Below are 22,156 nucleotides of genomic sequence, written 5' to 3'. Positions count from 1 at the left end.
GGAAACAGAGCGTAACGACTGCCCAAGTACCCTGGATTTGCCCGGACAGTGACCACTTGGGCTGTACAGTGCTCACTCATTCCTGATCCCTACAGTGCCGTTGCTCGGGGATGGGGCGGTCGCTCTGGAGACTCCAGAGACGTTGGAAGATCCCGGGCCGGTCCATCAACTCGGCAAAGCTGCCCGACTGGGTGATCCGCCCGTCCTCCATGCAAACGATCCGGTCCGCCACCGAGGCGTTGGCCAGGTTGTGGGTGACCAGGATGACCGCGCGGTCCGCCGCGATCTCGCGCAGGCCGGTGAAGATGCGGTGCTCGGCGCGCGGATCGAGATCGCTCGTCGGCTCGTCGAGGACCAGCAGACCGGACCGGCGGTGCAGCGAGCGGGCCACCGCGAAGCGCTGCCACTGCCCGGAGGAGAGCGCCACGCCGCCCCAGAACTCCCGTGCCAGCAGCGTGTCCAGACCGCTGCGCAGGGTGGCCACCACGTCGTCCGCGCCGCTGGCTCTCGCGGCCCGCAGCACGGACGCGTCTCCGTCCCGGTGCGGCTGCCCCAGATGGATGTTCTCCCGGGCGCTCATCGGCCAGCGGGCGAACTCCTGGGGGACGACCGCGACGTGACGCCACAGCGCGTGCGGGTCGAGCTCGCGGGTGTCGACGCCGTCCCACTCCACCGTGCCCGAGCTGGGCAGGTTCAGCCCGCACAGCAGGCGCATCAGCGTGGACTTGCCGGAGCCGTTCTCGCCGATCAGCGCGACGATCTCGCCCCGGCGGATCTCCAGGTCGACCTCGTGCAACGTCTCCTTCTCCGCCGTCGGATAGCTGAAGGAGACCTTCCGGGCGGACACCACCGCGGGCGCCTCGGGCACGATGCCGCCGCGGGCGAGCCGCATCCCGGAGGCCTCGGCCACGAAGGTGGACCAGTGGTCGAGGTAGAGGCCGCTGCGGAACAGCTGCGCCCCGTAACCGACCATGCCCTGCAAACCCTGGGATGCCGCGCGCAGCGCGAACACAGCCGTGCCGGCCGAACCGATGCTGATCACCCCGGTGGAGAGCAGCAGCGCCAGCGCCGCCCACACCGCGCCCGCGGTGAGCCCGGCCGCGACCGATCCGACGAGGTTGATCCGCGCGCCGCGCCAGACCGCTGCATTGGTCTGCCGCTCGACCTCCTCGGCGGCGGCGCTGTACTTGCCGAGCAGGTAGGGCGCGATGGTGTCGCTGCGGACCTGGTCCGCCTGCCACTTGTCGCCCAGGTGCCAACGCAGCATGTTCATCACCCGGCGCATGCCGGAGGTGGCGATCATGGCCTCGTAGGCGACCCGCGCCGCCCGCACCGCGGCCAGCGCCTGGGGGATCGCGGCCAGCAGGGTGAGCGGCAGCAGCAGGGGGTGGATGATGGCCAGCACCACCGCGGCGGCGGCCAGCGACGCGGCGGAGGCGATCAGGTTCTGCGACAGGCCGATCGTGTCGGAGGCGGTGGCCGCGCCCCGGTCGGCCAGATCCCAGCGGTCGTTGAAGCCCGGGTGGTCGTAGGCGGAGAGCTCGGCGTTGGTGGCCGCGTCGAGCATCATGAACTGCGCCTCGCGGGTGACCATCGGGGAGAGCCGGTTGGACAGGGCGTTGACGGCGATGCCGAGCAGCGCCCGCAGCCCCGCCGCCGCGGCCAGCACCGTGACCGCCGGCAGCGCCTGCCTCAGCCGCGAGGTGATGTGGCCCGAGGCCACCAGTGCGGTGATGGTCTGATTCGTCGCCAGCAGGCCCAGAGCGCCGGAGACGGCGGAGACCAGCTGGCACGTCAGCAGCGCGACGGCGGCGCGCCGGTCGACCCGCCAGGCCAGCGCGAGTGCCTCCCGCAACAGCCGCGGCAGCCGCCGCGCCATCCCGGCCGTGGTCATCCGGCGCGCGTCGCCCTCCAGGTCCTCGCCCTGCAGCACGAAGCGCAACGCTTCGTCGGTGGAGGCGGTGGGGTCGGTGGAGGCGGTGGGGTCGGTGGGGTCGGTCGAACTGGTGGCTTCGTTCGAGCTGGTGGGGTCGGTGGTGGAGTCGAGAGTCACAGGCACGCTCCGGCAGGCTCGACGTGGACACACGCTGTCGTGTGTCCTGCCTGCCGTTGTAGCGGCGGGGTCCGACACTGCTCACTCGTTCGAGTGGCAACGGCTGGGTTTGCTTGCAGCCTGTCCTGGCGATGCCATTGGATGAGGCCCAGAAGGACGAGAGGGGAGGGCTCACTCTCCCCAGGTGGCTGCCTGGGCGCCAGCCTTGCGAGGATCGGCGACCATCACACCAAGGATCACGCCCGCCACGGCGACGACAGCCACACCCAGTGCGATCCAGGCCCAGGTGGGCAGGCCCACGGTGGTGGTGGCGGAGCCGGGAACCCATGCAACTTTCATGGGCGAGATCATGACACAGCCTCACCCCGGCGAATCGCTTGGTCACGCCCGGACCCCCGTGCCCGGGCGCGACCACGCCGCAAAGGGGCGCTATGCGAGCTCACGCATGCGCCGGATCGGGCTCGCCAGGAGGATCAGCGGGCTGACGGCGGCCAGCACCGCCATGAGGACCAGTGCGGAGCGGATGCTCCAGAGGGCGGCGGCGCCACCAACCGTCCGCGGCGTGCTGTACCCGGTCCACGACCCGGCCGGCTCCGTCGACGAGGCGTTGGCGCTGCTCGACGCGCTGCTCGACGCGCTCCGCGCCGCGCCCACGGCAGCCGTCCCGCGCGTCGGCTGACGTCGCGAAGACGCGCCGCCGGGACAGACGTGTCGCGGCTGGGTCCGGTGGACAGGATTCCCTCCGCGGGTCCTCGCGGGTCCTGGGAATTCTGGCGGTTCCGGAGGGGGCAAGGATGAGCGAGCAGGTCGTCGAGCAGCAGGTCGTTGAGCAGCGGGGCATCGCCGTGGCCGTCGTCGTCCACGACGGCATGGTGCTGCTGGTCCGGCGCGCCGAGGCGGAGGGGGACCTGCTGTGGCAGTTCCCCGCGGGCGCCATCGAGGAGGGCGAGAGCGTCTCGGAGGCAGCGGAGCGGGAGACGTACGAGGAGACCGGCCTCTCCGTGGACGCGATCTTGCTGTTGGGCGAGCGTGTGCACCCGGCTTCGGGGCGGTACCTGTCCTATGTGGTCTGCGAACTGGTGACCGGCGAGGCCCACGTCGCGGACGCGGAGGAGTTGGCTGAGGTCGCCTGGGTCACGCACGCCGACCTGCCCGCCCACGTGCCCGGCGGGCTGTTCGGGCCGGTCCAGGAATACCTCGACGGGCATCTGCCGCACGAGCCCTGAGAGCCCGGGCGTCGGAGCCCCGGTGTTCCGGTGTCAGCGCCTGGGAGTGGGATTCCGTGAGCCGGCCCCCCTCGAGCCGATTTCCGTGGGCCGGTTCCCGTGAGCGCGTGGGCGTCCGCGTGGGTCCGTGTGGGTCCGCGCGGGCCGGGGAGGCTCGCCGGTTCGGGCGCCCTGTGGCGGCGGTGGCCCGCCCGCGTGCGAGGTTCACCCGAGCGGCGGAGTCGTCGCCTTCGCCCGGCCAGCCTTTGCGTGTGCCGCCGCTCGGTGTGGTAGCTCGTGGGGTGCGTGAACGGACGCAGTCACCGAGGCGAGGGGCCGACTTCATGGCGCAGAGCGCGGCGGACCTGTTGGCGCGGGTGCGCGAGGAACTCGCGCCCGGCGCCGACGAGAACCGGCTGATCGGGCGGATCGCGAACGGCAGCGCGCCGCTGCGCCTGCTCGGCACGCTCGCCGCGCAACAGCGGCGGATCATCGCGAGCGACCGGCGCAGCTTCCTCGTGCTGGCTGCCCGCTGCGCGGACGCGCCCGGCGGCGCGTACTTCGCCGAGCTCGCCGCCGGCGAGAGCGAAGCGCTCGGCCTGCTCGCACCCTTCGCCGCGGCCTGCGGTCTGAACGACGCCGCACTGCGCGCCCACCCACCGCTGGCCGGCTGCCAGGCCTACCCCGCCTACCTGGCCTGGCTCGCCCTCAACGGCGAGCCGGCCGGTGTCGTCCTCGCGCTCACCGCCAACTTCTCGGCGTGGGGCGCGTACTGCGCGACCGCTGCCGCAGCCCTGCGGGCGCACTACGGCTTCGACGACCGCGCCTGCGCCTTCTTCGACTTCTTCGCCGCGCCCGATCCGGACTCCGACGCCCGCGCGATCGCGGCGGTGGCGGAGTGGCAGGCCCGCACCGACTCCGCCGCCAACGCCCTGGACGTGCTGGAGTACGGGCGTCTGCTGCAGAGCTACGAACTGCTGTTCTGGAACACGCTGGCCGAGTCGCAGAGCGACTGAACCACGGTGGCGGCTCCGGTCGCGGCGGCGAGCAATCGTGTTAGCGCTAACATTCCCGCGCCGACCGGAGCTTGGCAAGCCCCCGGAAGGTCACAGGCCGGTTGCGGAACGGCGGCCCTGCGAGGGCCCGGTCCCGGCGAACGGCCGGGCATGCGCGATGCCTTGACCCCCCGAATTGTTTGCGTTAACAATTCCCTCCAGCGCCGCCGTTCGTGGCGGCGCCGGGACATGCGAGGGGAGGGGACGGACTGTGGAGATCGAGCGCGCACCCGTCATGGCCGATGTCGCCAGGGCGGCAGGAGTCTCGCACCAGACGGTGTCCCGAGTGCTCAACGACCACCCCAACGTCCGTGCCACGACCCGGGACAGGGTCCTGGTGGCGATCCGTGAGCTCGGCTACCGCCCCAACGCCGCTGCGCGGACACTGGTCACCCGCCGGACCCGGACGCTGGGTGTCATCAGCTTCAACACCACCCTCTACGGTCCGGCCTCGATGCTCTACGGCATCGAGCAGGCGGCCCGTCAGTACGACTACTTCGTGACCGTCGCCGCCTTGGCGGCGCTGGACCGGCGGTCCGTGCTGGAGGCGGTGGACCGGCTGCGGGACCAGGCGGTCGAGGGCATCATCGTGATCGCGCCGCAGACCACGGCGGTCGGCGCGCTGGCCAAGGTGCCGGGGGACGTCGCGGTGGTCGCGGTCGGCTGTGGCACGCACGCCGCGCTCGCCTCCGTGGCCGTCGACAACCAGGCCGGGGCCGACCGGGCCACCTCGTACCTGCTCGACCTCGGCCACCGCACCGTCCATCACCTGGCCGGCCCGCGGTCCTGGCTCGACGCGCAGGAACGCGAGGCCGGGTGGCGGCGCAGTCTGGAGCTGCGCGCCGCGCCGTGCACCCCGCCGCTGGCAGGCGGCGACTGGTCGGCCCGCACCGGCTACGAGTGCGGTGTGCGGATCGCCGAGGATCCGGCCGTCACGGCCGTGTTCTGCGCCAACGACCACATGGCGCTCGGGCTGCTGCGCGCGTTGCAGCAGGCCGGCCGACGGGTGCCGGAGGAGATCAGCGTGGTGGGATTCGACGATATCCCGGAGGCGGAGTACTTCGGCCCGCCGCTCACGACGGTCCGGCAGGACTTCGACGAGGTCGGCCGCAGAGCGCTGCGCGCGCTGATCGAGATGATCGACCACGATGCCGGCTCCGCTCGCGAGCCCCGGGCGGCGCCACGCGTGGCGATCGAGCCGACGCTGGTGGTCCGCGCGTCGGCTGCCCGCCCCCGCCCCCGCATCTGACCGGGCCGCACGACCGCACCACGCACCACCGCACCAAGCACCACCGCACGGCCGCACCGAGCGCCACCGCACGACCGGACCACCGCACCATCGCAAGGCAGTGCCACCGCACGACGCCCCCTGCTACCTCTGTTCGCGTCCCTGGAGCCGACCATGACGAATTGTTAGCGATAACAATCAGTCCCTAGCAAGGACCCCGCGCTACTCCTGCACCACACGTGAGGCACCACCACCCACCTCTGTCAGGAAGGTATCGATCGAAGATGATCGGCACGGTCAGAACCCGCACCACCGCCGCCGCGCTGGCCGCCCTTGTCGCGCTGTCGGCAGCCGCCTGCTCCAAGAGCCCGGGCGGGTCCGCCGCCCCCGCCGCCTCCGGCGGCGGTTCGGCGCCGGCCGCGGTCCAGTTGTCGGGCTCGGTGACGTTCAACCAGGACAACCTCGCCAAGCTCGACGCCGCGCTCAAGTCGGCACTGGCCGGCAAGGACCTGTCCAAGGTCGACATCGCCATGGTCGTCAACGTGGCCGCCGACTACTGGAAGGCCGGCCAGGTCGGCTTCCTCAAGGGCTGCTCCGACCTCGGTATCGCGTCCGGCAAGTGCACCTACTTCGCCCCGCCGAACGGCAAGCTGACCGAGCAGAACTCCGAACTGGAGACGCTGCGCTCGCAGGGCGTCACCGGCTACTCGATCTCGGCGATCGACCCCACCTCGGCCGCCGGAACCATTCACACCGACGTGCAGAACGGCATCGACGTCCTGGCCATCGACTCCCCGCTGCCGGGCACCGACGCGGCGTCGCTCTACCTGGGGACGCCCAACTACGACGCCGGCTTCCAGGCGGGCACCGCCATGAAGCAGGTGCTCGGCGGCAAGGGCAAGGTGGCGATCCTGGTGGGATCGCTGACCGCGTCCAACGCCACCCAACGGATCCAGGGCTTCGAGGATGCGCTCCAGAGCACCAGCATCACCGTCGCGCAGAAGGTCAACGACAACCTCTCGGCGAGCACCGCGACCTCCGACGCCGAGACCATCCTCGCCAACAACCCTGATGTCACCGGCCTCTACGGGGTGTACTCCTACGACGGTCCGGCCCTCGCCCAGGCGGTCACCTCGGCCGGAAAGACGGCCTCGGTGCACATCGTCTCCGACGACTCCGACGCCCAGACACTCCAGTTCATCCAGTCCGGCACGATCTCCGGCACCGTCGTGCAGATGCCCTACCAGCAGGGCTACACCGGCGCGTACATCCTGGCCGCCGAGAAGGTGCTGGGCAAGGACGCGACCATGGCGCTGGTCAAGCCCTACCTGGCCAAGGACGGCTCGACGCTCAGCTCGGGCGTCGGTCTGGTGACCCAGTCCGACCTGAGCGCCTACCAGTCGCTCGAGTCCCAGCTCGGCATCGGCTGAGTGCGGGTCCACATGAGTCCGAGGCCTACATGACGACTGACGAGAACGCCCCCGGCCGCGCGGTCCTCGCGCGGCTGCGGGGGGTGCACAAGTCTTACGGTCCCGTCCGCGTGCTGGATCTGCCCGAACTCGACCTCTACGCCGGCCAGGTGGTCGGCGTCGTGGGGGAGAACGGGGCCGGCAAGTCCACGCTGATGGGCACTCTCTCCGGTTCGGTGCACCGGGACGGCGGGGAGGTCGAGATCGACGGCCGCCCGCTCGTCCCGGGCTCGACCGAGGCGGCGGCGCAGCTCGGGGTGGCGCTGGTCTCCCAGGAGTTCCCGCTGGTCGGGCAGCTCTCCGTGGCGGAGAACCTGCTGCTCGGGCGGCGGCCGCGCGCCTCCAGGCGCCGGGTCCTGGTGGACCGCGCCGCGCAGCGGGCCGAGGCGGCGGCGATGCTCACACAGATCGGTCTGTCACCGCAGGCGATCCCGGTCGGCCGGGAGGTGCGGACACTCCCGGTGCCGACCCGGCAGATGATCGAGATCGCGAAGGCGTGGGGGCGCGATCCCAAGCTGCTGATCCTCGACGAGCCCACCTCGTCCCTCGGGCCGGTCGAGGCGGCGATGGTGCTCGGTCTGGCGCGTCAACTCGCCGACAGGGGCGGCACCGTGCTCTTCATCGGCCACCGGCTCGACGAGGTGCGTGCCGTCAGCGACCGGATCCTGGTGCTGCGCAACGGCCGCCTGGTCGCCGATCTGGAGCCCGCGCAGGCGAGCGAGGAGCGGCTGATCAGGGAGATGGTCGGCGGCGAGGTCGCCCACGGCGAGCCGCGCACGCCGCCGGCCGACAGCCCCGTGCTGCTGGAGGTCGAGGGCCTGACGGCCGACGGCCTCGGCCCGGTGGACCTGACGCTGCGCGCGGGGGAGATCCTCGGGGTGGCGGGGCTGATGGGCTCCGGCCGCAGCCGTCTCGTGCACACCGTCGCGGGCGCGCAGCCGGCGACGGGCGGCACGATGCGCGTCGGTGGCGAGCCCTACGCGCCGAAGGGTCCCGCCGACGGTGTGGTGGCAGGGATCGCGCTGATCCCGGAGGACCGCAAGGAGCAGTCGTTGGTCCTGTTCGCCTCGATCCGGGCCAACGTGGTGGTCTCGGTGCTCAGGCGGATCAGCGGGCCGGGTGGACTGCTCGGGCCGCGCCGCGAGCGCGCCGAGGCGCGGCGCATCACCGAGAACGTCGACGTCCGGATGCAGTCGGTGGAGCAGCCGATCGGTTCGCTCTCCGGCGGCAACCAGCAACGCGCCATCTTCGGCCGGGCGTTCGCGGCGGAGCCACGGCTGCTGCTGCTGGACGAGCCGACGCGCGGCGTGGACGTCGGGGCGAAGGCGGAGATCTACGCCCTGATCGACCGTGCGGCCGAGGGTGGGACGGGGGTGCTGGTGGCCTCCTCCGAGCTCGAGGAACTGCTCTGGATCTGCCACCGGGTCGCGGTGATGAACCACGGCCGCGTCGTCGCCGTCCTGGACCGCGCCGACTGCACCAAGGAACGCATCATGACCGCCGCAGCCGGCACGGCGGTGCGCCCCACCGAGGACGGTCACACCGAGGACGACCAACTGACGACGAACGGAGCGAGCTCGTGAGCGCGCAGAGCACTTTGGCCGCCGACCGGGGCGCGCCGCGCGGCGGGGCCGGGGCCACGCTGGTCCGCAGGCTGGCGCAGTCGCCGGAGGCGGGCGTGATCATCGCCTGCGTCCTGGTCTTCGTGGCCATCGCGCTGGACGCGCCGACCTACACCTCGGTCGGCAACCTCCAGGTCATGGGCCGTGACCTCTCCCAGGTCGGCATCCTCGCCATCGGCGAGTCGCTGGTGATCCTGACCGGCGGCATCGACCTGTCCGTCGGCGCGCTCGCGGGTCTCGCGGGCATCCTGGCTGCCTGGTTCAACGTGAACCAGGGGATGCCCGCGCCGGTGGCGATCCTGCTGACGCTGGTGGTCTGCGGCTTCGTCGGGCTCTGGCACGGCCTGATGGTGACGCGGCTGAACGTCCCGCCGTTCGTCATCACGCTGGTGACCTACACGGTCTCGCAGGGGCTGGCGCTCGCGATCACCAGCGGGTCGCCGATCAACGGCATCTCCCCGCTGTTCAGCAACCTGAGCCAGTACTACATCGGCGAGGTGCCGGTGCCGGCGCTGTTCTTCGTGGCGGCGGCGGTGGTGGCGTGGTTCGTCCTGGAGCGGACCTACGTGGGGCGGCAGATCTACGCCGTCGGGGGCAACAAGGAAGCGGCCCGCCTGGCGGGCATCCCCACCGGCCGCCGGATCGCCGCGACGTATGTCGCGAGCTCCGTGCTGGCGGCCGTGGTCGGGGTGCTGGTGATCGGCCGGATGAACGTCGCCGACCCCTCGGTCGGGCCGGGCTGGGAGCTGACCGCCATCGCGGCGGCCGTCGTCGGCGGGGTCTCCCTCTTCGGGGGCGAGGGTCGTATCGCGGGGATCGCGGCCGGCGCGATCCTGCTGGAGCTGATCACCAACGGCCTGCTGGCCCTCAAGGTCAGCCCGTACGACCAGCAGGTCGTCCAGGGCGCGGTGCTGGGCGTCGCCATCCTGCTGGACCGGGTCCGCGCCCGGTACTTCGGCCGCAGCCGGAGATGACCCGTGCCCCGGGCACGCTCACTTCGGTGGCCCGTTCCCACGGCCCGCGCCGGCCACCGCCGCCGCGGGCCGTCGGCCGCGTCCCCGCCCTCGCGGTGACGCGGACGCCACGACGGCCGCGCCATGGTGACGCGGACGCCACGGTGACTGCCACGCCTCGGCCACGGCCACGCCTCGGCCACGGCCACGCCACGGCCGCGCCACGGTGACGGCCACGCCACGGCCACGGCCACGCCGCGGTGACGGTGACGGCCGCGGTCGCGGATGCGGGCCGGGCCGCCCGGTGGCTCAATGGCACCGAGGGTGATGCGGGCCTGCCGTCCGGCCCGGTGCGCGCCTGGTGCCCGCCCGGTCACCGGACGTCACCGGCGCGGTCCGGGCGCGGGTCGCGAGCGTTACGGACGGGACGTGGTGATGACCGGACAGAACCGCATCGGTCGGGTCCTGGGCGCCGCCGCGGCAGCGACCTTCGTCGACCACGCCGGCCCGGACGGCGTCACCGTCCGCCGGGGGACCCGGCACCACCGCAAGCACCGGCGGCCCGCCGAGGGGTCCACCTGGTGGGCACCGGCGGCCCGTGGCTGGTGGATCGCCGTGCTGTTCGCCGTGGGCTCGGTGCTGTTCTCCGTCGGCTCGGTGCCCGGCTACACGGACGCGGTCGGCGCGAGGGGTGACAGCGTCACCTACTTCGTCGGCTCGCTCTTCTTCACCACGGCCTCGTTCCTCTGCTACCGGGAGGCCGTCGACAGCTCCTCCACGGCGGCCAGGATCGACTGGTGGGCCGCCGCGATCCAGCTCGTCGGCACGCTCTACTTCAACATCAGCACCGGGCTCGCCATGGCCGCCGGACTGTCCGCCTCGGCCGCGCACGCGCACGTGTGGAGACCCGACGCGATCGGGTCCGTCTGCTTCCTCGTGTCGAGCGTGCTCGCCTGGTACGAGACCTGCCACGGCCTGCTCGCCTGGCGGCCGCGGGTCTGGGCCTGGTGGATCACGCTGGTCAACCTGGCGGGCTCGGTCGCCTTCGGGGTGTCCGCCGTGGCGGGCTGGATCGACCCGGTCACCGGCCAGGTGCGGAACCTGGACCGGGCCAACACGCAGACCCTGATCGGCGCCCTGTGCTTTCTTGTCGGATCCGTTCTGTTGCTCCCCGAACGGACCGAGGAGACGCGCGTCCATTGACGTGGCGCAGGTCACATTCCGTCGATGTCACGTTCCGGCTCGCTGTGGAGATCAGGTCTGCCTGGTCCCGGCCGCGCCGGGCGTCAGCGCCACTCCCGCCAGGGGTAGCGCGCGTCGCCGGCGCGGCGGACCCGCACCTGGCCGAAGACCGCGCGGCCGGTGATCCGCAGGGTGGGGCCGTCCGTGACCGTCTCGTCCAACTCGCCCAGGGGCAGGGCCCGCTTCGAGAAGAGGGCGCTGCCCTCGTCGTAGACGCGGACGTGCGGGGGCAGGACCACCTCGATCAGCCCGCAGAAGGCGTCGGCCTCGATGACCACCTCACGCCGGGTGAAGACCGCGTGGCGCAGGTCCAGCACCAGCTTGCCCCAGCGGGCGCGGGCGACGCTGGTCGGCGGCACCGGCCACTGGCCGCCACGGCGGACCTTGCTGAACAGCGCCGTCTCCGGCCGGGTGCTGGGCGGGGCCACCGGCGCGAGCTCCGTCGCCGAGACCGGCAGGTCTCGGGTGAGCGGGTGCAGCTCGGCCAGGGTGCGCGCGGCGTAGGCGGCTTCGAGCCGTTCGCTGTGCTCGTCCGGATCGAGGTGGCCCGTGGACAGCGCGTCGGCCAGGACGGCGGCGACGCGGTCACGGTCGACGTCACCGGCCCGCAGGGCGAGGCCGTCCGGCCCCTCGGCGGCGACGGCGGCGACGGCGGGGCGCGGGGCGGGCTCGTTCACGACGACTCCAGTGGTGAGGGCAGGGCGGCTACGGCGGCGCGACGTGTCGCCGCCGCGAAACGAACACGATATGTCGCGACTGTGACGCGGTCAATGCCGGTCCGGGAAATCCCATGACCGGCGCGGGTTGCCCGTCCTAGCATGATCATGTCCGTCCCCAGTCGCACCGATCGGAGTGCACACCCATGCCCGCGACCCCGTTCGCCCGCCCGGAACCCCCGTACTACGCCGTCATCATCACCACCCGCCTCACCGACGACGTCGACGGCTACGCCGAGATGGACCGCCGCATGGGTGAACTCGGCCGCGCACAGCCGGGATACCTCGGGCGGGAGTCGATGACCAACGACAAGGGCGAGGACCTGGTCGTCCTCTACTACGCCGACGCGGAGTCCGTCGCGGCCTGGAAGGCCCACCCGGAGCACCAGGAGGCCCAGCGCCTCGGCCGCGAGCGCTGGTACGACGCCTACACCGTCGAGGTGGCCCGGGTGGAGCGCGGCTACTCCTTCCGGCGCGACTGACCGCTCCGCGCGGCCCCGGTCCGGCGGGTCAGCGGGAGGCGCGCCCGGCGCGGAGCTCGTCGACGTCGACCGTCGTCAGCGCCACGCTGACCGCCACACCCGTGCCCGCCGCGGCGGCCAGCCGCTCGCGCACCTCGCGCGGCGTGCGAGGCCGCCACCCGGGGCCGTAGCAGCAGCGGGCGTGGAAGGTGACCCCCGCGTTCAGCAGGGCGGTCAGGGTCCGCCACCCGGCCTTGTCGCTCCGCTCGGGCACTTCGAGATCCTGCCCCGCGTCGATCAACTCCCCACCGCAGCGCGCGCACCGGCTGTCCCACACGCCGCGCTTCTTGAACGAGGAGCGGCAGGGCAGGCACACGTAGTGCCGGAACGGAGTTCCCCCTCGAAAGCACATCGCACCAGTATGGCGAGGTGACGTGGCCCGTCCCAGCGATTATGCGAGACGGCGTCACCTGGCCGCCGCCTCGCGCCGGTCGACAAGGCACGGTCTCCATCAGTCAGCAGCTCCGGTCGCAGGCACGCCTCGCGGGCGGAGCCTCCAGGGAGGCGGCGCCGCCCGCCTTCCACAAGGACGTGCGCGATGCGGTACCCGCCGTCGGTCCGGGCGGTCAGTCAGCCGCCCAGCAGGCCGGAGGCGAAGGTGTCGTGGGGGCCGCGGACGCCCGGGAGGGCGAAGAAGTAGCCGCCGCCGGTCGGGGAGACGTAGTCGACCAGCGGCTCGCCGGCGAGCCGGGTCTGGACGGCGGCGAACTGGCGGGAGACGTCCTGTTGGTAGCAGCAGAACACCAGGCCGAGATCGAGGTTGCCGTCCACGTCGAGACCGCGCTCGTAGTTGTAGCCCCGGCGCAGGATCTGCTGGGAGGTGGTGGCCGCCGTGCGCGGGTTGGCCAGGCGGATGTGGGCGTCCATCGGGACGTAGAGGCCCTGCGGGTCCGCCCGGTAGGCGGGGACGTCGGTCTCGGCGGAGCCGTCCAGCGGGGCGCCGGAGTCCCGGCGGCGGCCGATCATGCGTTCCTGCTCGTCCAGCGAGACGCGGTCCCAGAACTCCACCAGCATCCGGATGATGCGGATCACCTGGTACGAACCGCCCTCGGTCCAGGCGGGCTCGGTCCCGGCGCCGCCTCGGGTCCACACCAGGGCGTCGGTGACGGACGAGTCGGTGGTGTCGGGGTTGGCGATGCCGTCCTTGAAGCCGAGGTGGTTGCGCGGCGTCCCGCTCGGACGCGGCGCGCTGTGGGTGCCGTCGATCTTCCAGCGGGCCTGGAGCGCGCCCCGGGTGTGCTTGGCGATGTCCCGCAGGGCATGGGTGACGGTGTCGCGGGAGTCCGCGCACAGCTGGAGCGAGAGGTCCCCGTGCAGCTCCGTGGAGTGGGCCATGTCGTCGTCCGGGAAGACCGGCATCGCCGTCAGTTGCGCGGGACGCAGCGCGCCGAGGCCGAAGCGGTTCCCCTCGAAGAGCGATGCGCCGACGCCGACGGTGACGGTGAGCCCGTCGGCGGGGAGCACCGGGCCGAGCGTGCCGCTGTCGGTCGGCGCCGAGGCCAGATCGGTCGCCGGGACCGGGCCGCCGGCGGTCAGCGCGCGCACGCGGTCGGTCAGGACGGCGAAGAGCTCCTTGAGCGCGGCCCGGTCGGGGGCGATCACGTCGAAGGAGACGAAGGCGGCCGCCGCCTGCGGCGGGGTGAGGATGCCCGCCTGGTGCGGCCCCTCGAACGCGATGACCCGCCCGGAGCCCGTCGCGGCCCCCGTCGCGGCCGCGGAGGCGTCCGCCGGCGCCGCGTCGGCCGCGCTCACCCCGAGCGCCGCGACCCCGACGACGCCGGCCGTGGCCTGCCGCAGGAACCCGCGGCGACCGAGGGACTCGTGACGATCACTCATGGTCATGCGTGGTTCCTCGCGGCGAGCAGGTTCGGGATCCGGGCGAGCTGTTCCAGCAGGGCACCGAGCGAGCCGTCCAGCCGTTCACGGGTGGCGCGGTCGAGCGAGCCGGCCGCGGGCCAGGCCGGTTGGCCAGTGTGGGTGGCGGCCAGCTGGGCGCGGAGCGCGGAGAGTTCTGCGTCGGTGGCGTCGACCAGGCCGGGGTCGCGCTCGCGCAGCAGCGGCGCGAGCAGCGAGAGCACCTCCTGCGTGCCCTGCACGTTGGCGTCGAGCGTCGCGAGCGTGGTGCCGGAGCCCTGGTCGTCGTGGCCGGTGAGCTGGAACTGGAGGGCGTTCTCCAGGATCTCGTGCGCGCGCAGCGGCAGGTCCTCGGAGTCGATGTCCTCACTGGGGAAGTCCGCGATCAGGCCGGTGACGTCGCTCACCAGCTTCCGCGTCAGCGGCCGCACCCGGTCGGCGGCGGCGCCGTGCCACAGGGCGTGCTCGACGGCAAGGAAGCCGGTCCAGCCGGTGTCGTCCACGCCGCCCGGCAGCCCGTCGGGTCGGCCGTCGATCGCGTCGTCGAAGTCGCCGAAGGAGGCGTAGGCGGCGCCCAGGTGCTCGTAGTCGAGGTGGGCGGTCAGCCAGTCGGCGCGCGCGGCGGTCAGGTCGCCGCGGGCCACGTCGGCGTCGAGGGTGCGCGCGGCGTCCAGCAGCAGCGGCAGCGCGGTGGAGACGAAGGCCCGGTACCCGGTGACGGCCTGCTCCAGGTCGGTGCTGGTCATCGGCGGGTAGCCGGTCTCCGCGGCGGCCGACGAGCCGGTGACCGCGATGGCCGCTGAGGTCACCACCGGCCCGTCGGAGAAGACGCAGCGGAGCGCGTAGCGGCCGGCCGCGAGCGAACCCGTCAGCGGCAGTGAGTGGTGCGGTCCGAGCCAGCGGATCTCGGAGTAGGCGCGGCCACCGCCGAGGTCGGTCAGGTAGACGGTGACAAAGGTCTGCGCCGCGTCGGTGACGTCGAACACGACCGTCCCGGCGGGCAACCGGGCCGGTGGCGCACCGCAGCCGTGCTTGTCGACGGAGACGGTCAGCGCCGGGGACCCCGCCGCCGCGGGGGAGTCGTCCGCGGTGAACGCGACGGCGAGGGCGCCGCCCGCCACCGCCAGGGCGAGCGCCCCGGCGAGCAGCGGACGGCGGAACCAGGGGCGAACGGTCAACGCGTCAGCCCCAGATGTCGGTGATCGGCGTGGCGGACGCGGCGCTCCCGGTCTTGGCCAGGCCGTAGATCCCCTCCAGGGTGGAGAGCACGTTGTAGTGGTTGATCTTCTCGGAGTACTTGCCGGTCAGCACGTCGGACCCGTAGAAGATGGTCGCGATCTGGTTGCTCTCGGTGGAGTCGTCCTCGTCCCAGGTGACCACGAGCAGGCTGTTGTTGGCCTTGGCCCAGGTGGCGTAGGCGGAGAGGTTGTTCTTCAGCCAGGTGTCGCCCTGCGCGACCGTGCCGTCGTGCATGTCGTCGTTGAGGTTCGGGATGACGAACGACAGCGAGGGCAGGCTCGCGTAGTTGGAGCTGGACGGGAACGAGGTGAACGGCACCGAGTCCGCGCCCGGCACGTTGCTGAAGTTGACCCACGGCGAGTGCTTGCGCGCGTAGGCGCCGGAGGTACAGGTGGTCGAGCCGGTGCTCGGCAGGCCCTCGGAGTAACCCTTGAAGGTGTCGCCCGCGGCCAGCAGCTCGGAACCGAGGTTGGCCGTGGTGCCCTCGTTGACGGGGCACTTGTCGGAGCTGAGGCCGAAGGTGCTGCCCGCGAAGAGCGCCATGTAGTTCGGCTCGCTCGGGTGCGTGACGGCGAACGACTGCGTCATCAGCGCGCCGCCGTTGGCGAGGGAGTTGATGTAGGGGGCGGAGCTGCTGCCGATGATCTCGTCGTAGGCGTGGTTCTCCTCCATGACGACCACGATGTGCGAGGGCGTCGGGAGGGCGGCGGTGGCGGCGAGCTGAGCGTGCGCGGTACCGGCCTTCGGTGCGGCGGTCGTCTGGGCACCGGCCTGCGGAGCGAGCGAGAGCGCCGCGACGGCCGCACCGGCCGCGGCGACGGCACAGGCGGTGAGGAGGCGGGACTTCGAGCGCATGGGTCACTCCCGGTGGAGAGGTGATCGAGCACGGCCTGACTTGCTGTCATCCGGAATGCTCGACCCGGGAGATGCCGCGAGGCTGACGGGTTCGCGTCAGGAGGGTGAACAGTTGTGTTCCCCACCTGTGAATCGCCGTTCCGTTCGACGCTCCGCGCCATGCGGGAGGGCTCAGGCCGCGTGGCCGGGACGGACGATGCCGCGGCGGCGGAGACCGAGCAGGGTGCGGCGGGTCTCGGTGGTGCGCGGGGGCGCCTCGGGGCGCAGGATCGTCGTGCGGTGGAGATTGCACGGCGTGGCCGCCGGAGCGGGCCGCTGCGCGCCGTGGGCCTGGAGGGCGACGCTGACCAGCGTGGAGAGCAGGTCGATGTCGGTGTCGCACTCCACCAGCACCGTCACCCACCCGGAGTCGGCGTGGAGGCGCACGGCGGAGGACTCGCGCAGACGTTCGTCGTGACGGGCGATGGCGGCCCGGGTCAACTGCACGTCGACCTGCGGTCCGCGGTGGAAGTGGACGATCTCGCCACCGTCGGTGCAGAGCGCAAAGCCTGTTCCACAAGAGGATTGACAACTCGTCAGATCAGGCCAGCTGACGAGTTGTTCCCTGGCGCGTTCCGCAGCCGACATATGAACATCCTTGCGCCCGCCGTGAGCAGTTATGGGATTGAGCCTACTCCACACCGGTCGCGAGTGGAGGAGTTGTGAGCGACGGGTTTCCCGGTGGTGTCCGGCTCGCGACCGGCTGGAGGCCGTCGGCCACGGTGACGAGCACGGCGGTGGGCGGCGGCGGATCGGCAAGCAGGGCGATGGTCAAGGGATCGCCATGGGCGGTCCGATCCAGCCATGCGACGCCAGTCGGACCCACCTCGGCGAGCCGGCCGCGCGCGGCGACCAGCGGCGCGTCAGCCGGCCAGCCGTCGGGCCGGTGCCGCCCGTACTCCTCGACCACCCACAGTCGGGCGCTGCCGTCCCGCCCGCCGATCAGGAGGGCCGACGCCGAGGGTGACCACTGCGTCGCCGAGCCGACTCGCCGGCGCGCAACTCGCCCGCGCCGACACACCGTCCGCCCTACGGCCGGGTTGCTCAGTGCGTCATCGTCACCTTGTTCAGTCCCTCCGGCCGGTCCGGGTCCAGGCCCAGGCGACGGGCCGTCGCCAGGGCGAGCTGCTGGCCGCGCACGGTGGCGAGCAGGCACTCGCCCAGGTGACCGAGGGCCGGCCAGCAGAGATCGGCGTCCGGTGCGGTGCCGGCCAGCAGGACCGGGGCGCGGCGGGCGAGGAGGGTCGTGCGCAGATCGAGGGTGTCGACGTCGGCCGGGCCGGAACCGGTCATCAGCAGGGCGGGCGCATCCGGACCGCAGACCGCCACGGGCCCGTGGCGGAAGTCCGCGGTCGAGAAGCCGTGGGCCATCAGGCCGGTGGTCTCCTGGAGTTTCAGCGCGCTCTCCAGCGCGGCCGGGTAGCAGGCGCCGCGACCCACGACGGCCAGCCTGTCGTGCCCAGCGAGCAGCTCCGCGGCCCGGTCGGGGCCCTCGGCGTCGTCGAGCACCCGGGCCACCGCATCGGCCAGGTCCGCAGCCTGAGTGTGTGTCAGTCCGTGCGGGGCGGCGTCCGGGGCGAGTCCTGCCGCGATGGCCAGCACCGCGAGAAGTTGCCCGGTCACTGTCTTGGTCGCCGGCACGGCCAGCTCGGGACCGGCCGCCAGCGGCACCGACAGGTGCGCCGCTCGCGCCAGCGCGGACGCGTCGTCGTTGGTCACCGCGATCACCCGCGCGCCCGCCTCGGCGTAGCGGGCCGCCAGGTTCACGATCTCGGGTGTGCGGCCGGACTGGGAGAGGGCCACCAGCAGCCAGCCGCGGAACCCCTCCGGCGTGCGGCCGTAGACGGTGGCCACGCTCGGTGCGACCAGGCACGTCGGCAGGCCCGTCCGCAGCTCGACGGCGTAGCGCCCGAGCAGCGCGGCGTGGTCGGAGGAGCCGCGCGCGAGGAAGGCCACCCCGGCCGGCGGGCCGTCGCCGGCCAGCGCCGCGACCTGCGCGGTCAGCAGCGGCCAGCGGTCGGCCAACGCCGCCAGCACGGGAGGCTGCTGGCGCATCTCGGCTTCCATCACCGCACCGGGACGGGTGCCGGGTCGGGCGGTGGTCGGGGTGGGGGTCATCGGACGGCTCCCAGGGGTGCGGTAGGTGGCGCGGAGGGCGGTGCGGCAGGTCGGGGACGGGCGTTCTCCTGGCGCTCCTCGCGCGGGCGCAGGCTGTCCAGGGCGAGGGTGACCGCGCCGTGCAGGGACGCGTCGCGGCGGAAGCGTGCGGCGCGCAGCTCGGGCGGGAAGGGCGTGGCGGCGACGACGACCCGCTCCAGGGCGGGCAGCAGCACGTCCGCGGCCGCCATCAGGCCGCCGCCCAGTACGATCCGGGCCGGATCGGCGAACGCGCACAGATTGGCGAGGGCGACGCCGAGCACCGTGACGGCGTGGTCGGCCAGGTCCCTTGCCGCGGGATCGGTGCTGCGCAGCAGCTCGGTTGCGGTGACCGGACGGCCGAGCAGCTCCTCGGCACGCTCGCCGAGGCCCTTGCCGGCGACCAGCTCCTCCAGCGGCGCGCGGCCTGAGGCGACCGCGTCGAAGGGGGCGCCGCCGGGGTTGATGTAGCCGATCTCCCCGGCCGCCTGGTGCGCACCGGCCAGCACCCGGCCGCCGATGGTCAGCGCGGCGGCGATGCCGGTGCCGAGGCTCACGTACAGGCCGGGGTCGGCGTCGCGCAGCGCGCCGTGGCGCAGTTCGGCGAGGGCGCCCGCCCGCACGTCGTTGGCGACCGGGACCTGAGCCACGGCCAACTCCTGGGCGAGGCGCGCGGACAGTGCCAGCTCCTCCCAGCCGGGGAGGTTGGGGGTCAGCAGGATCCGGTCGCTCTGCACGATGCCGGGCGCGACGGCCGCGTGGGCGAGCACCGGGGCGCCGAACCGCTCACGCGCCTCGCGGGCGAGTCGCCGGGCCGCCTCGGCGGCGCGGGCGAGGGTCTGGTCGGGGCCGCGTTCGGCGAGGGTGTCGAGGCGCTCGCGGGCCAGCAGGGAGCCGTCGGCGTCGGCGAGGGCGAGCTCGGTCTTGGTGCCGCCGAAGTCGATGCCGATCACCAGGACGGGGGTGTCGCCGGGGGGCTCGTAGAGGTGGGGGAGCGGAGTGGGGTCGTCGGGCGTCACGGGCATCAGGTGCGTTCCTCGTGGAGCGGGCCGACCGGGCAGGGGAGGTCTGCCGCGGCCGGCCCGCCGCGTCGGGTGGATCAGGATCGGGCGGATCAGGATCGGGCGGTCAGGAGGCGGAGCCGGCCAACTCGGCGGCGCGCTGCTCCTCCAGGTACTGCTCGCGGATCTCCTTGGGGCCGAACGGCCAGACCTTCTCCACGCGGGACCAGATCGCGTAGGCCACGACGCCGAGGACGACCCAGCCGATGGACCACTCGATCGGGTGGACGCCGGGGTTGGCCTTGTCGGCGAAGCCGTAGATGACCAGCCAGCCGATGCCGGCGACGACGCTCGGCAGCGGGTAGAGCAGCATCTTGTACGGCCGGGCGAGGTTCGGCTGACGCTTGCGCAGCACCGTCACGGCGGCGATCTGGGCGAGCGCCTGGATGATCACCATGACCGTGGTCAGCAGGGTGATCAGGATCGCCAGCGGCGGGTGCGTGGCGGTGTTGCCGACGTGGCGGGCGAAGAGGAACCCGGCGGCGGTGACCACGCCCATGGTGACCAGGCCGAGGACGGGGAACTGGTGCTTGGGGTGGAGTCGGCCGAAGGACTTGAAGAAGACCTTGTCGCGGGCCGCGTCGAAGGGCACCCGGGAACCGCCGAGCAGGCCCGTGAAGACGGAGGCGAGCGCGGTGATCAGGATCAGCACGGTGACCACGTCGGCGGCGCCCTTGCCGAAGGTCTTCTCCAGCACGGCGGAGGCGACGGACTGCGAGGCGACGTTCTTCGGGTCGAGCATGTCGTGCCAGGGGACGACGCCCAGGACGCCGATCTGCAGGAGCAGGTAGATCGCCATGATCGCGACGATCGACCAGATGATCGAGCGCGGCATGACCCGGCCCGGGTTCTTGATCTCGGCGCCCATGTAGGCGGTGGTGTTGTAGCCGAGGTAGTCGTAGATGCCGATGGTGAGGCCGGAGGCGAAGCCGATCCAGAAGGAGCCGTGGGTCAGCTGGATCGCTCCGGCGGGCCAGGTGAACGCGAGCGACGGGTGGAAGTGCGTGAACGCGGCCAGGATGACGGCGGCCACGGAGAGGATCATGACGGCCCACATCACCACCGTGAGCTTGCCGATGTTCTCGACCTTGCGCCACAGCAGCACGATCACGAGCGCGACCACGGCGACGCCGACGACGTCGCCCTGACCGGTCGTGATGCTCGGCCACAGGTAGCCGAGGTACTGGACCAGGCCCTGGACGCCGGTCGACATGATCAGCGGGATGAAGAGCATGGCCGTCCAGACGAACAGGAACGGCATCAGCTTGCCGGTCCGGTACTGGAAGGCCTCGCGCAGGTAGACGTAGGTGCCTCCGGAGCCCGGCTGGGAGGCGCCGAGTTCGGCCCAGATCAGGCCGTCGGCGAGCGCGAGGATCGCGCCGGCGATCCAGCCGATGATCGCCTGCGGTCCGCCGAAGGCGGCGACCATCAGCGGGATCGTGACGAACGGTCCGATGCCGCACATCTGGCTCATGTTGATGGCGGTCGCCTGGAACAGGCCGACCTTTCTGGACAGGCCGGGCGATCCGGTCGCGTCGGACATCGGGTACCTCCGTGGGGGAGCAGGCGGGGCGGGCAGGTTGTAAAGTTAAATTCCTTTACTTATGCCGTCAAGGCTTGCGACGATCACAGTTGTCTAGAGTTGAGGGCCGGACGACGACCCCGAGACTGGCCACTTGAGAAACATGGAGCCCGTGGACGAGCAACCCTGGAGCCGGCAGCGGCTGCGCAGCAACAACGAGCTGCTGCTGCTGGAGCACCTGCGCGGTGTCGGCACCGCCACCCGTGCCGAACTCGCCCGCCGGACCGGGCTGTCCAAGCCGACCGTGTCCAGCGCGCTGGCCGCGCTGGAACAGGGCGGCCTGGTGCGCGAGGTCGGCACGATCGTCCCCGAACGCGGCCGCAGCGCGGTGCTCTACGAGCCGGACCCGACCGCCGGCTACGTCCTCGGCGTCGACATCGGCCGCGCGCGGCTGCGGGTCGCCGTCGCGGACCTCGCGGGTGACATCCAGGCCCGGGTCGACGTGCCCAACGAGGGCACCACGGCCGACGCCGTCGCCGACGCGGTCGCCGCGGCGGCGGAGCGCGCGCTCGCGGAGGCGGGCGTCTCGGCCGACCGCGTCGTCCACGCCGCCGTCGGCACACCCGGCGTCTTCGACGCGGAGTCGGGACGCGTCCGTTACGCCGTCAACCTGCCCGGCTGGGGCCGTGCCGGGCTCGTCCAGCAGTTGCGCGCGCAGCTCGGCGGCCCGGAGCTGTCCATCCACAACGACGCCAACCTCGCCGCGCTCGGTGAGTACGCCCTGGGCGCCGGGCAGGGCAGTCGCCTCTTCGTCTACGTGCTGGTCGGCACCGGCCTCGGCATGGGCGTCGTCGCCGACGGCGAGCTCTTCACCGGCGCGCACGGCGCGGCCGGCGAGATCGGCTTCCTGCCGCTCTCGCTCACCTCGCCCGACCCGGCCACGGTCGCGGCGGGCCGACGCGGCGCGCTGGAGGACGCGGTGGCGGCCGACGCCATCGTCCGCACCGCCCGCGAGCTGGGCCTGCCCGACGCCCCCACGGCCAAGGCCGTCTTCGACGCGGCCCGCACCGGCGACCCCCGCGCCCAGCAGGCCGTCGCCCGCGAGGGCGAACGCCTCGCCCTCGTCGTCGCCGCGGTCTCCGCCGTCCTCGACCCGGACCTCGTCGTCCTCGGCGGCGGCGTCGGCCACAGCGCGGACCTGCTGCTGGACCCGGTCCGAGACGCCCTCCACCGGATGAGCCCGCTCCGCCCCTCCGTCGCCCCCTCCGCCCTCGCCGACGACGCGGTCCTGCTGGGCGCCATCACCTGCGCCCTGCGCAGCGCCCGCCCGGCGGTCTTCGAGCGCCATGCGACGGGGTCGGGCTGAGGCGGGTCCGACGGCGCGTG

The 22,156-nt window shown here is 72.7% G+C and carries 22 protein-coding genes; 10 read left to right on the top strand and 12 right to left on the bottom strand.

What is annotated here, in order from left to right:
- Positions 1 to 76 precede the first annotated feature (76 nt).
- On the bottom strand, positions 77 to 2,059 hold the full coding sequence (locus ABH931_RS13020) for an ABC transporter ATP-binding protein (RefSeq protein WP_370112602.1): 1,983 nt from the start codon (positions 2,057 to 2,059) through the stop codon (positions 77 to 79).
- A gap of 165 nt (positions 2,060 to 2,224) precedes the next feature.
- Positions 2,225 to 2,392 (bottom strand): hypothetical protein, encoded by a 168-nt coding sequence (locus ABH931_RS13015; RefSeq protein WP_370112601.1) that lies wholly within the window; start codon positions 2,390 to 2,392, stop codon positions 2,225 to 2,227.
- 106 nt (positions 2,393 to 2,498) lie between these two features.
- Here ABH931_RS13015 and ABH931_RS13010 point away from each other — a divergent pair, with 106 nt between their 5' ends.
- The 8 genes from ABH931_RS13010 to ABH931_RS12975 all read left to right on the top strand — a co-directional run bounded on the left by ABH931_RS13010 (position 2,499) and on the right by ABH931_RS12975 (position 10,788).
- A complete protein-coding gene (locus ABH931_RS13010) occupies positions 2,499 to 2,732 on the top strand; it encodes a hypothetical protein (RefSeq protein WP_370112599.1) in 234 nt (77 codons plus the stop codon).
- A 115-nt stretch (positions 2,733 to 2,847) separates the two neighbouring features.
- Complete coding sequence (locus tag ABH931_RS13005; protein ID WP_370112597.1) at positions 2,848 to 3,279, top strand: NUDIX hydrolase; 432 nt, start codon at positions 2,848 to 2,850, stop codon at positions 3,277 to 3,279.
- Between the two features lie 323 nt (positions 3,280 to 3,602).
- Positions 3,603 to 4,274 (top strand): transcriptional regulator, encoded by a 672-nt coding sequence (locus ABH931_RS13000; RefSeq protein ID WP_370112595.1) that lies wholly within the window; start codon positions 3,603 to 3,605, stop codon positions 4,272 to 4,274.
- Positions 4,275 to 4,548: 274 nt separating this feature from the next.
- Positions 4,549 to 5,562, top strand: a complete 1,014-nt coding sequence (locus tag ABH931_RS12995; RefSeq protein WP_370112611.1) for a substrate-binding domain-containing protein — start codon at positions 4,549 to 4,551, stop codon at positions 5,560 to 5,562.
- Between the two features lie 263 nt (positions 5,563 to 5,825).
- A complete protein-coding gene (locus ABH931_RS12990; protein ID WP_370112593.1) occupies positions 5,826 to 6,971 on the top strand; it encodes a substrate-binding domain-containing protein in 1,146 nt (381 codons plus the stop codon).
- A 29-nt stretch (positions 6,972 to 7,000) separates the two neighbouring features.
- The gene (locus ABH931_RS12985) at positions 7,001 to 8,593 is read left to right on the top strand and encodes a sugar ABC transporter ATP-binding protein (protein WP_370112592.1); all 1,593 of its coding nucleotides are present in this window, start codon (positions 7,001 to 7,003) and stop codon (positions 8,591 to 8,593) included.
- Positions 8,590 to 9,606: an ABC transporter permease gene (locus ABH931_RS12980; protein WP_370112590.1), complete on the top strand. Its 1,017-nt coding sequence runs from the start codon at positions 8,590 to 8,592 to the stop codon at positions 9,604 to 9,606. The genes ABH931_RS12985 and ABH931_RS12980 overlap by 4 nt, the downstream gene beginning before the upstream one ends.
- A 414-nt stretch (positions 9,607 to 10,020) precedes the next feature.
- A complete protein-coding gene (locus ABH931_RS12975; protein ID WP_370112588.1) occupies positions 10,021 to 10,788 on the top strand; it encodes a hypothetical protein in 768 nt (255 codons plus the stop codon).
- 83 nt (positions 10,789 to 10,871) lie between these two features.
- Here ABH931_RS12975 and ABH931_RS12970 read toward each other — a convergent pair whose 3' ends face one another.
- Positions 10,872 to 11,504: a DUF1707 domain-containing protein gene (locus ABH931_RS12970; RefSeq protein WP_370112586.1), complete on the bottom strand. Its 633-nt coding sequence runs from the start codon at positions 11,502 to 11,504 to the stop codon at positions 10,872 to 10,874.
- 185 nt (positions 11,505 to 11,689) lie between these two features.
- Between ABH931_RS12970 and ABH931_RS12965 the strand changes: the two genes are divergently transcribed.
- Positions 11,690 to 12,025 (top strand): antibiotic biosynthesis monooxygenase, encoded by a 336-nt coding sequence (locus ABH931_RS12965; protein ID WP_370112584.1) that lies wholly within the window; start codon positions 11,690 to 11,692, stop codon positions 12,023 to 12,025.
- Positions 12,026 to 12,053: 28 nt separating this feature from the next.
- Here ABH931_RS12965 and ABH931_RS12960 read toward each other — a convergent pair whose 3' ends face one another.
- The 9 genes from ABH931_RS12960 to ABH931_RS12920 form a co-directional block, all read right to left on the bottom strand.
- Entirely contained in the window at positions 12,054 to 12,278 is a 225-nt protein-coding gene (locus ABH931_RS12960; protein ID WP_370112583.1) for a hypothetical protein, read from the bottom strand.
- Positions 12,279 to 12,634: 356 nt separating this feature from the next.
- Positions 12,635 to 13,906: a Dyp-type peroxidase gene (locus tag ABH931_RS12955; protein ID WP_370112581.1), complete on the bottom strand. Its 1,272-nt coding sequence runs from the start codon at positions 13,904 to 13,906 to the stop codon at positions 12,635 to 12,637.
- Positions 13,903 to 15,096 carry an EfeM/EfeO family lipoprotein gene (locus ABH931_RS12950; protein ID WP_370112579.1) on the bottom strand — a complete coding sequence of 398 codons (1,194 nt, stop codon included), beginning with the start codon at positions 15,094 to 15,096 and terminating at the stop codon, positions 13,903 to 13,905. Before ABH931_RS12950 ends, ABH931_RS12955 begins: the two co-directional genes overlap by 4 nt.
- 4 nt (positions 15,097 to 15,100) lie before the next feature.
- Positions 15,101 to 16,012 (bottom strand): alkaline phosphatase family protein, encoded by a 912-nt coding sequence (locus ABH931_RS12945; protein WP_370112578.1) that lies wholly within the window; start codon positions 16,010 to 16,012, stop codon positions 15,101 to 15,103.
- Between the two features lie 171 nt (positions 16,013 to 16,183).
- The gene (locus ABH931_RS12940; protein WP_370112576.1) at positions 16,184 to 16,639 is read right to left on the bottom strand and encodes a luciferase family protein; all 456 of its coding nucleotides are present in this window, start codon (positions 16,637 to 16,639) and stop codon (positions 16,184 to 16,186) included.
- Positions 16,640 to 16,682: 43 nt separating this feature from the next.
- A complete protein-coding gene (locus ABH931_RS12935; protein ID WP_370112574.1) occupies positions 16,683 to 16,961 on the bottom strand; it encodes a hypothetical protein in 279 nt (92 codons plus the stop codon).
- Between the two features lie 134 nt (positions 16,962 to 17,095).
- Complete coding sequence (locus ABH931_RS12930; RefSeq protein WP_370112572.1) at positions 17,096 to 18,169, bottom strand: SIS domain-containing protein; 1,074 nt, start codon at positions 18,167 to 18,169, stop codon at positions 17,096 to 17,098.
- Positions 18,166 to 19,212 carry an ROK family protein gene (locus ABH931_RS12925; RefSeq protein WP_370112570.1) on the bottom strand — a complete coding sequence of 349 codons (1,047 nt, stop codon included), beginning with the start codon at positions 19,210 to 19,212 and terminating at the stop codon, positions 18,166 to 18,168. The genes ABH931_RS12930 and ABH931_RS12925 overlap by 4 nt, the downstream gene beginning before the upstream one ends.
- 103 nt (positions 19,213 to 19,315) lie before the next feature.
- Positions 19,316 to 20,791 carry an APC family permease gene (locus tag ABH931_RS12920; protein WP_370112568.1) on the bottom strand — a complete coding sequence of 492 codons (1,476 nt, stop codon included), beginning with the start codon at positions 20,789 to 20,791 and terminating at the stop codon, positions 19,316 to 19,318.
- Between the two features lie 142 nt (positions 20,792 to 20,933).
- Between ABH931_RS12920 and ABH931_RS12915 the strand changes: the two genes are divergently transcribed.
- A complete protein-coding gene (locus ABH931_RS12915; protein WP_370112610.1) occupies positions 20,934 to 22,136 on the top strand; it encodes an ROK family protein in 1,203 nt (400 codons plus the stop codon).
- The last annotated feature ends 20 nt before the right edge of the window (positions 22,137 to 22,156 follow it).

It is taken from the genome of Streptacidiphilus sp. MAP12-33, from assembly GCF_041261265.1.
In the GTDB taxonomy this organism is placed as follows: Bacteria; Actinomycetota; Actinomycetes; order Streptomycetales; family Streptomycetaceae; genus Streptacidiphilus.
This window is presented reverse-complemented; position numbering and strand designations above follow the sequence as displayed.

What these genes read in the sequence shown, in the direction of transcription:
- ABH931_RS13015 (WP_370112601.1), bottom strand. Translation starts at nt 2,392, where the DNA reads ATGAAAGTTGCATGGGTTCCCGGCTCCGCCACCACCACCGTGGGCCTG.
- ABH931_RS13010 (WP_370112599.1), top strand. Translation starts at nt 2,499, where the DNA reads ATGCGCCGGATCGGGCTCGCCAGGAGGATCAGCGGGCTGACGGCGGCC.
- ABH931_RS13005 (WP_370112597.1), top strand. Translation starts at nt 2,848, where the DNA reads ATGAGCGAGCAGGTCGTCGAGCAGCAGGTCGTTGAGCAGCGGGGCATC.
- ABH931_RS13000 (WP_370112595.1), top strand. Translation starts at nt 3,603, where the DNA reads ATGGCGCAGAGCGCGGCGGACCTGTTGGCGCGGGTGCGCGAGGAACTC.
- ABH931_RS12995 (WP_370112611.1), top strand. Translation starts at nt 4,549, where the DNA reads ATGGCCGATGTCGCCAGGGCGGCAGGAGTCTCGCACCAGACGGTGTCC.
- ABH931_RS12990 (WP_370112593.1), top strand. Translation starts at nt 5,826, where the DNA reads ATGATCGGCACGGTCAGAACCCGCACCACCGCCGCCGCGCTGGCCGCC.
- ABH931_RS12985 (WP_370112592.1), top strand. Translation starts at nt 7,001, where the DNA reads ATGACGACTGACGAGAACGCCCCCGGCCGCGCGGTCCTCGCGCGGCTG.
- ABH931_RS12975 (WP_370112588.1), top strand. Translation starts at nt 10,021, where the DNA reads ATGACCGGACAGAACCGCATCGGTCGGGTCCTGGGCGCCGCCGCGGCA.
- ABH931_RS12965 (WP_370112584.1), top strand. Translation starts at nt 11,690, where the DNA reads ATGCCCGCGACCCCGTTCGCCCGCCCGGAACCCCCGTACTACGCCGTC.
- ABH931_RS12955 (WP_370112581.1), bottom strand. Translation starts at nt 13,906, where the DNA reads ATGACCATGAGTGATCGTCACGAGTCCCTCGGTCGCCGCGGGTTCCTG.
- ABH931_RS12945 (WP_370112578.1), bottom strand. Translation starts at nt 16,012, where the DNA reads ATGCGCTCGAAGTCCCGCCTCCTCACCGCCTGTGCCGTCGCCGCGGCC.
- ABH931_RS12940 (WP_370112576.1), bottom strand. Translation starts at nt 16,639, where the DNA reads ATGTCGGCTGCGGAACGCGCCAGGGAACAACTCGTCAGCTGGCCTGAT.
- ABH931_RS12930 (WP_370112572.1), bottom strand. Translation starts at nt 18,169, where the DNA reads ATGACCCCCACCCCGACCACCGCCCGACCCGGCACCCGTCCCGGTGCG.
- ABH931_RS12925 (WP_370112570.1), bottom strand. Translation starts at nt 19,212, where the DNA reads ATGCCCGTGACGCCCGACGACCCCACTCCGCTCCCCCACCTCTACGAG.
- ABH931_RS12920 (WP_370112568.1), bottom strand. Translation starts at nt 20,791, where the DNA reads ATGTCCGACGCGACCGGATCGCCCGGCCTGTCCAGAAAGGTCGGCCTG.
- ABH931_RS12915 (WP_370112610.1), top strand. Translation starts at nt 20,934, where the DNA reads ATGGAGCCCGTGGACGAGCAACCCTGGAGCCGGCAGCGGCTGCGCAGC.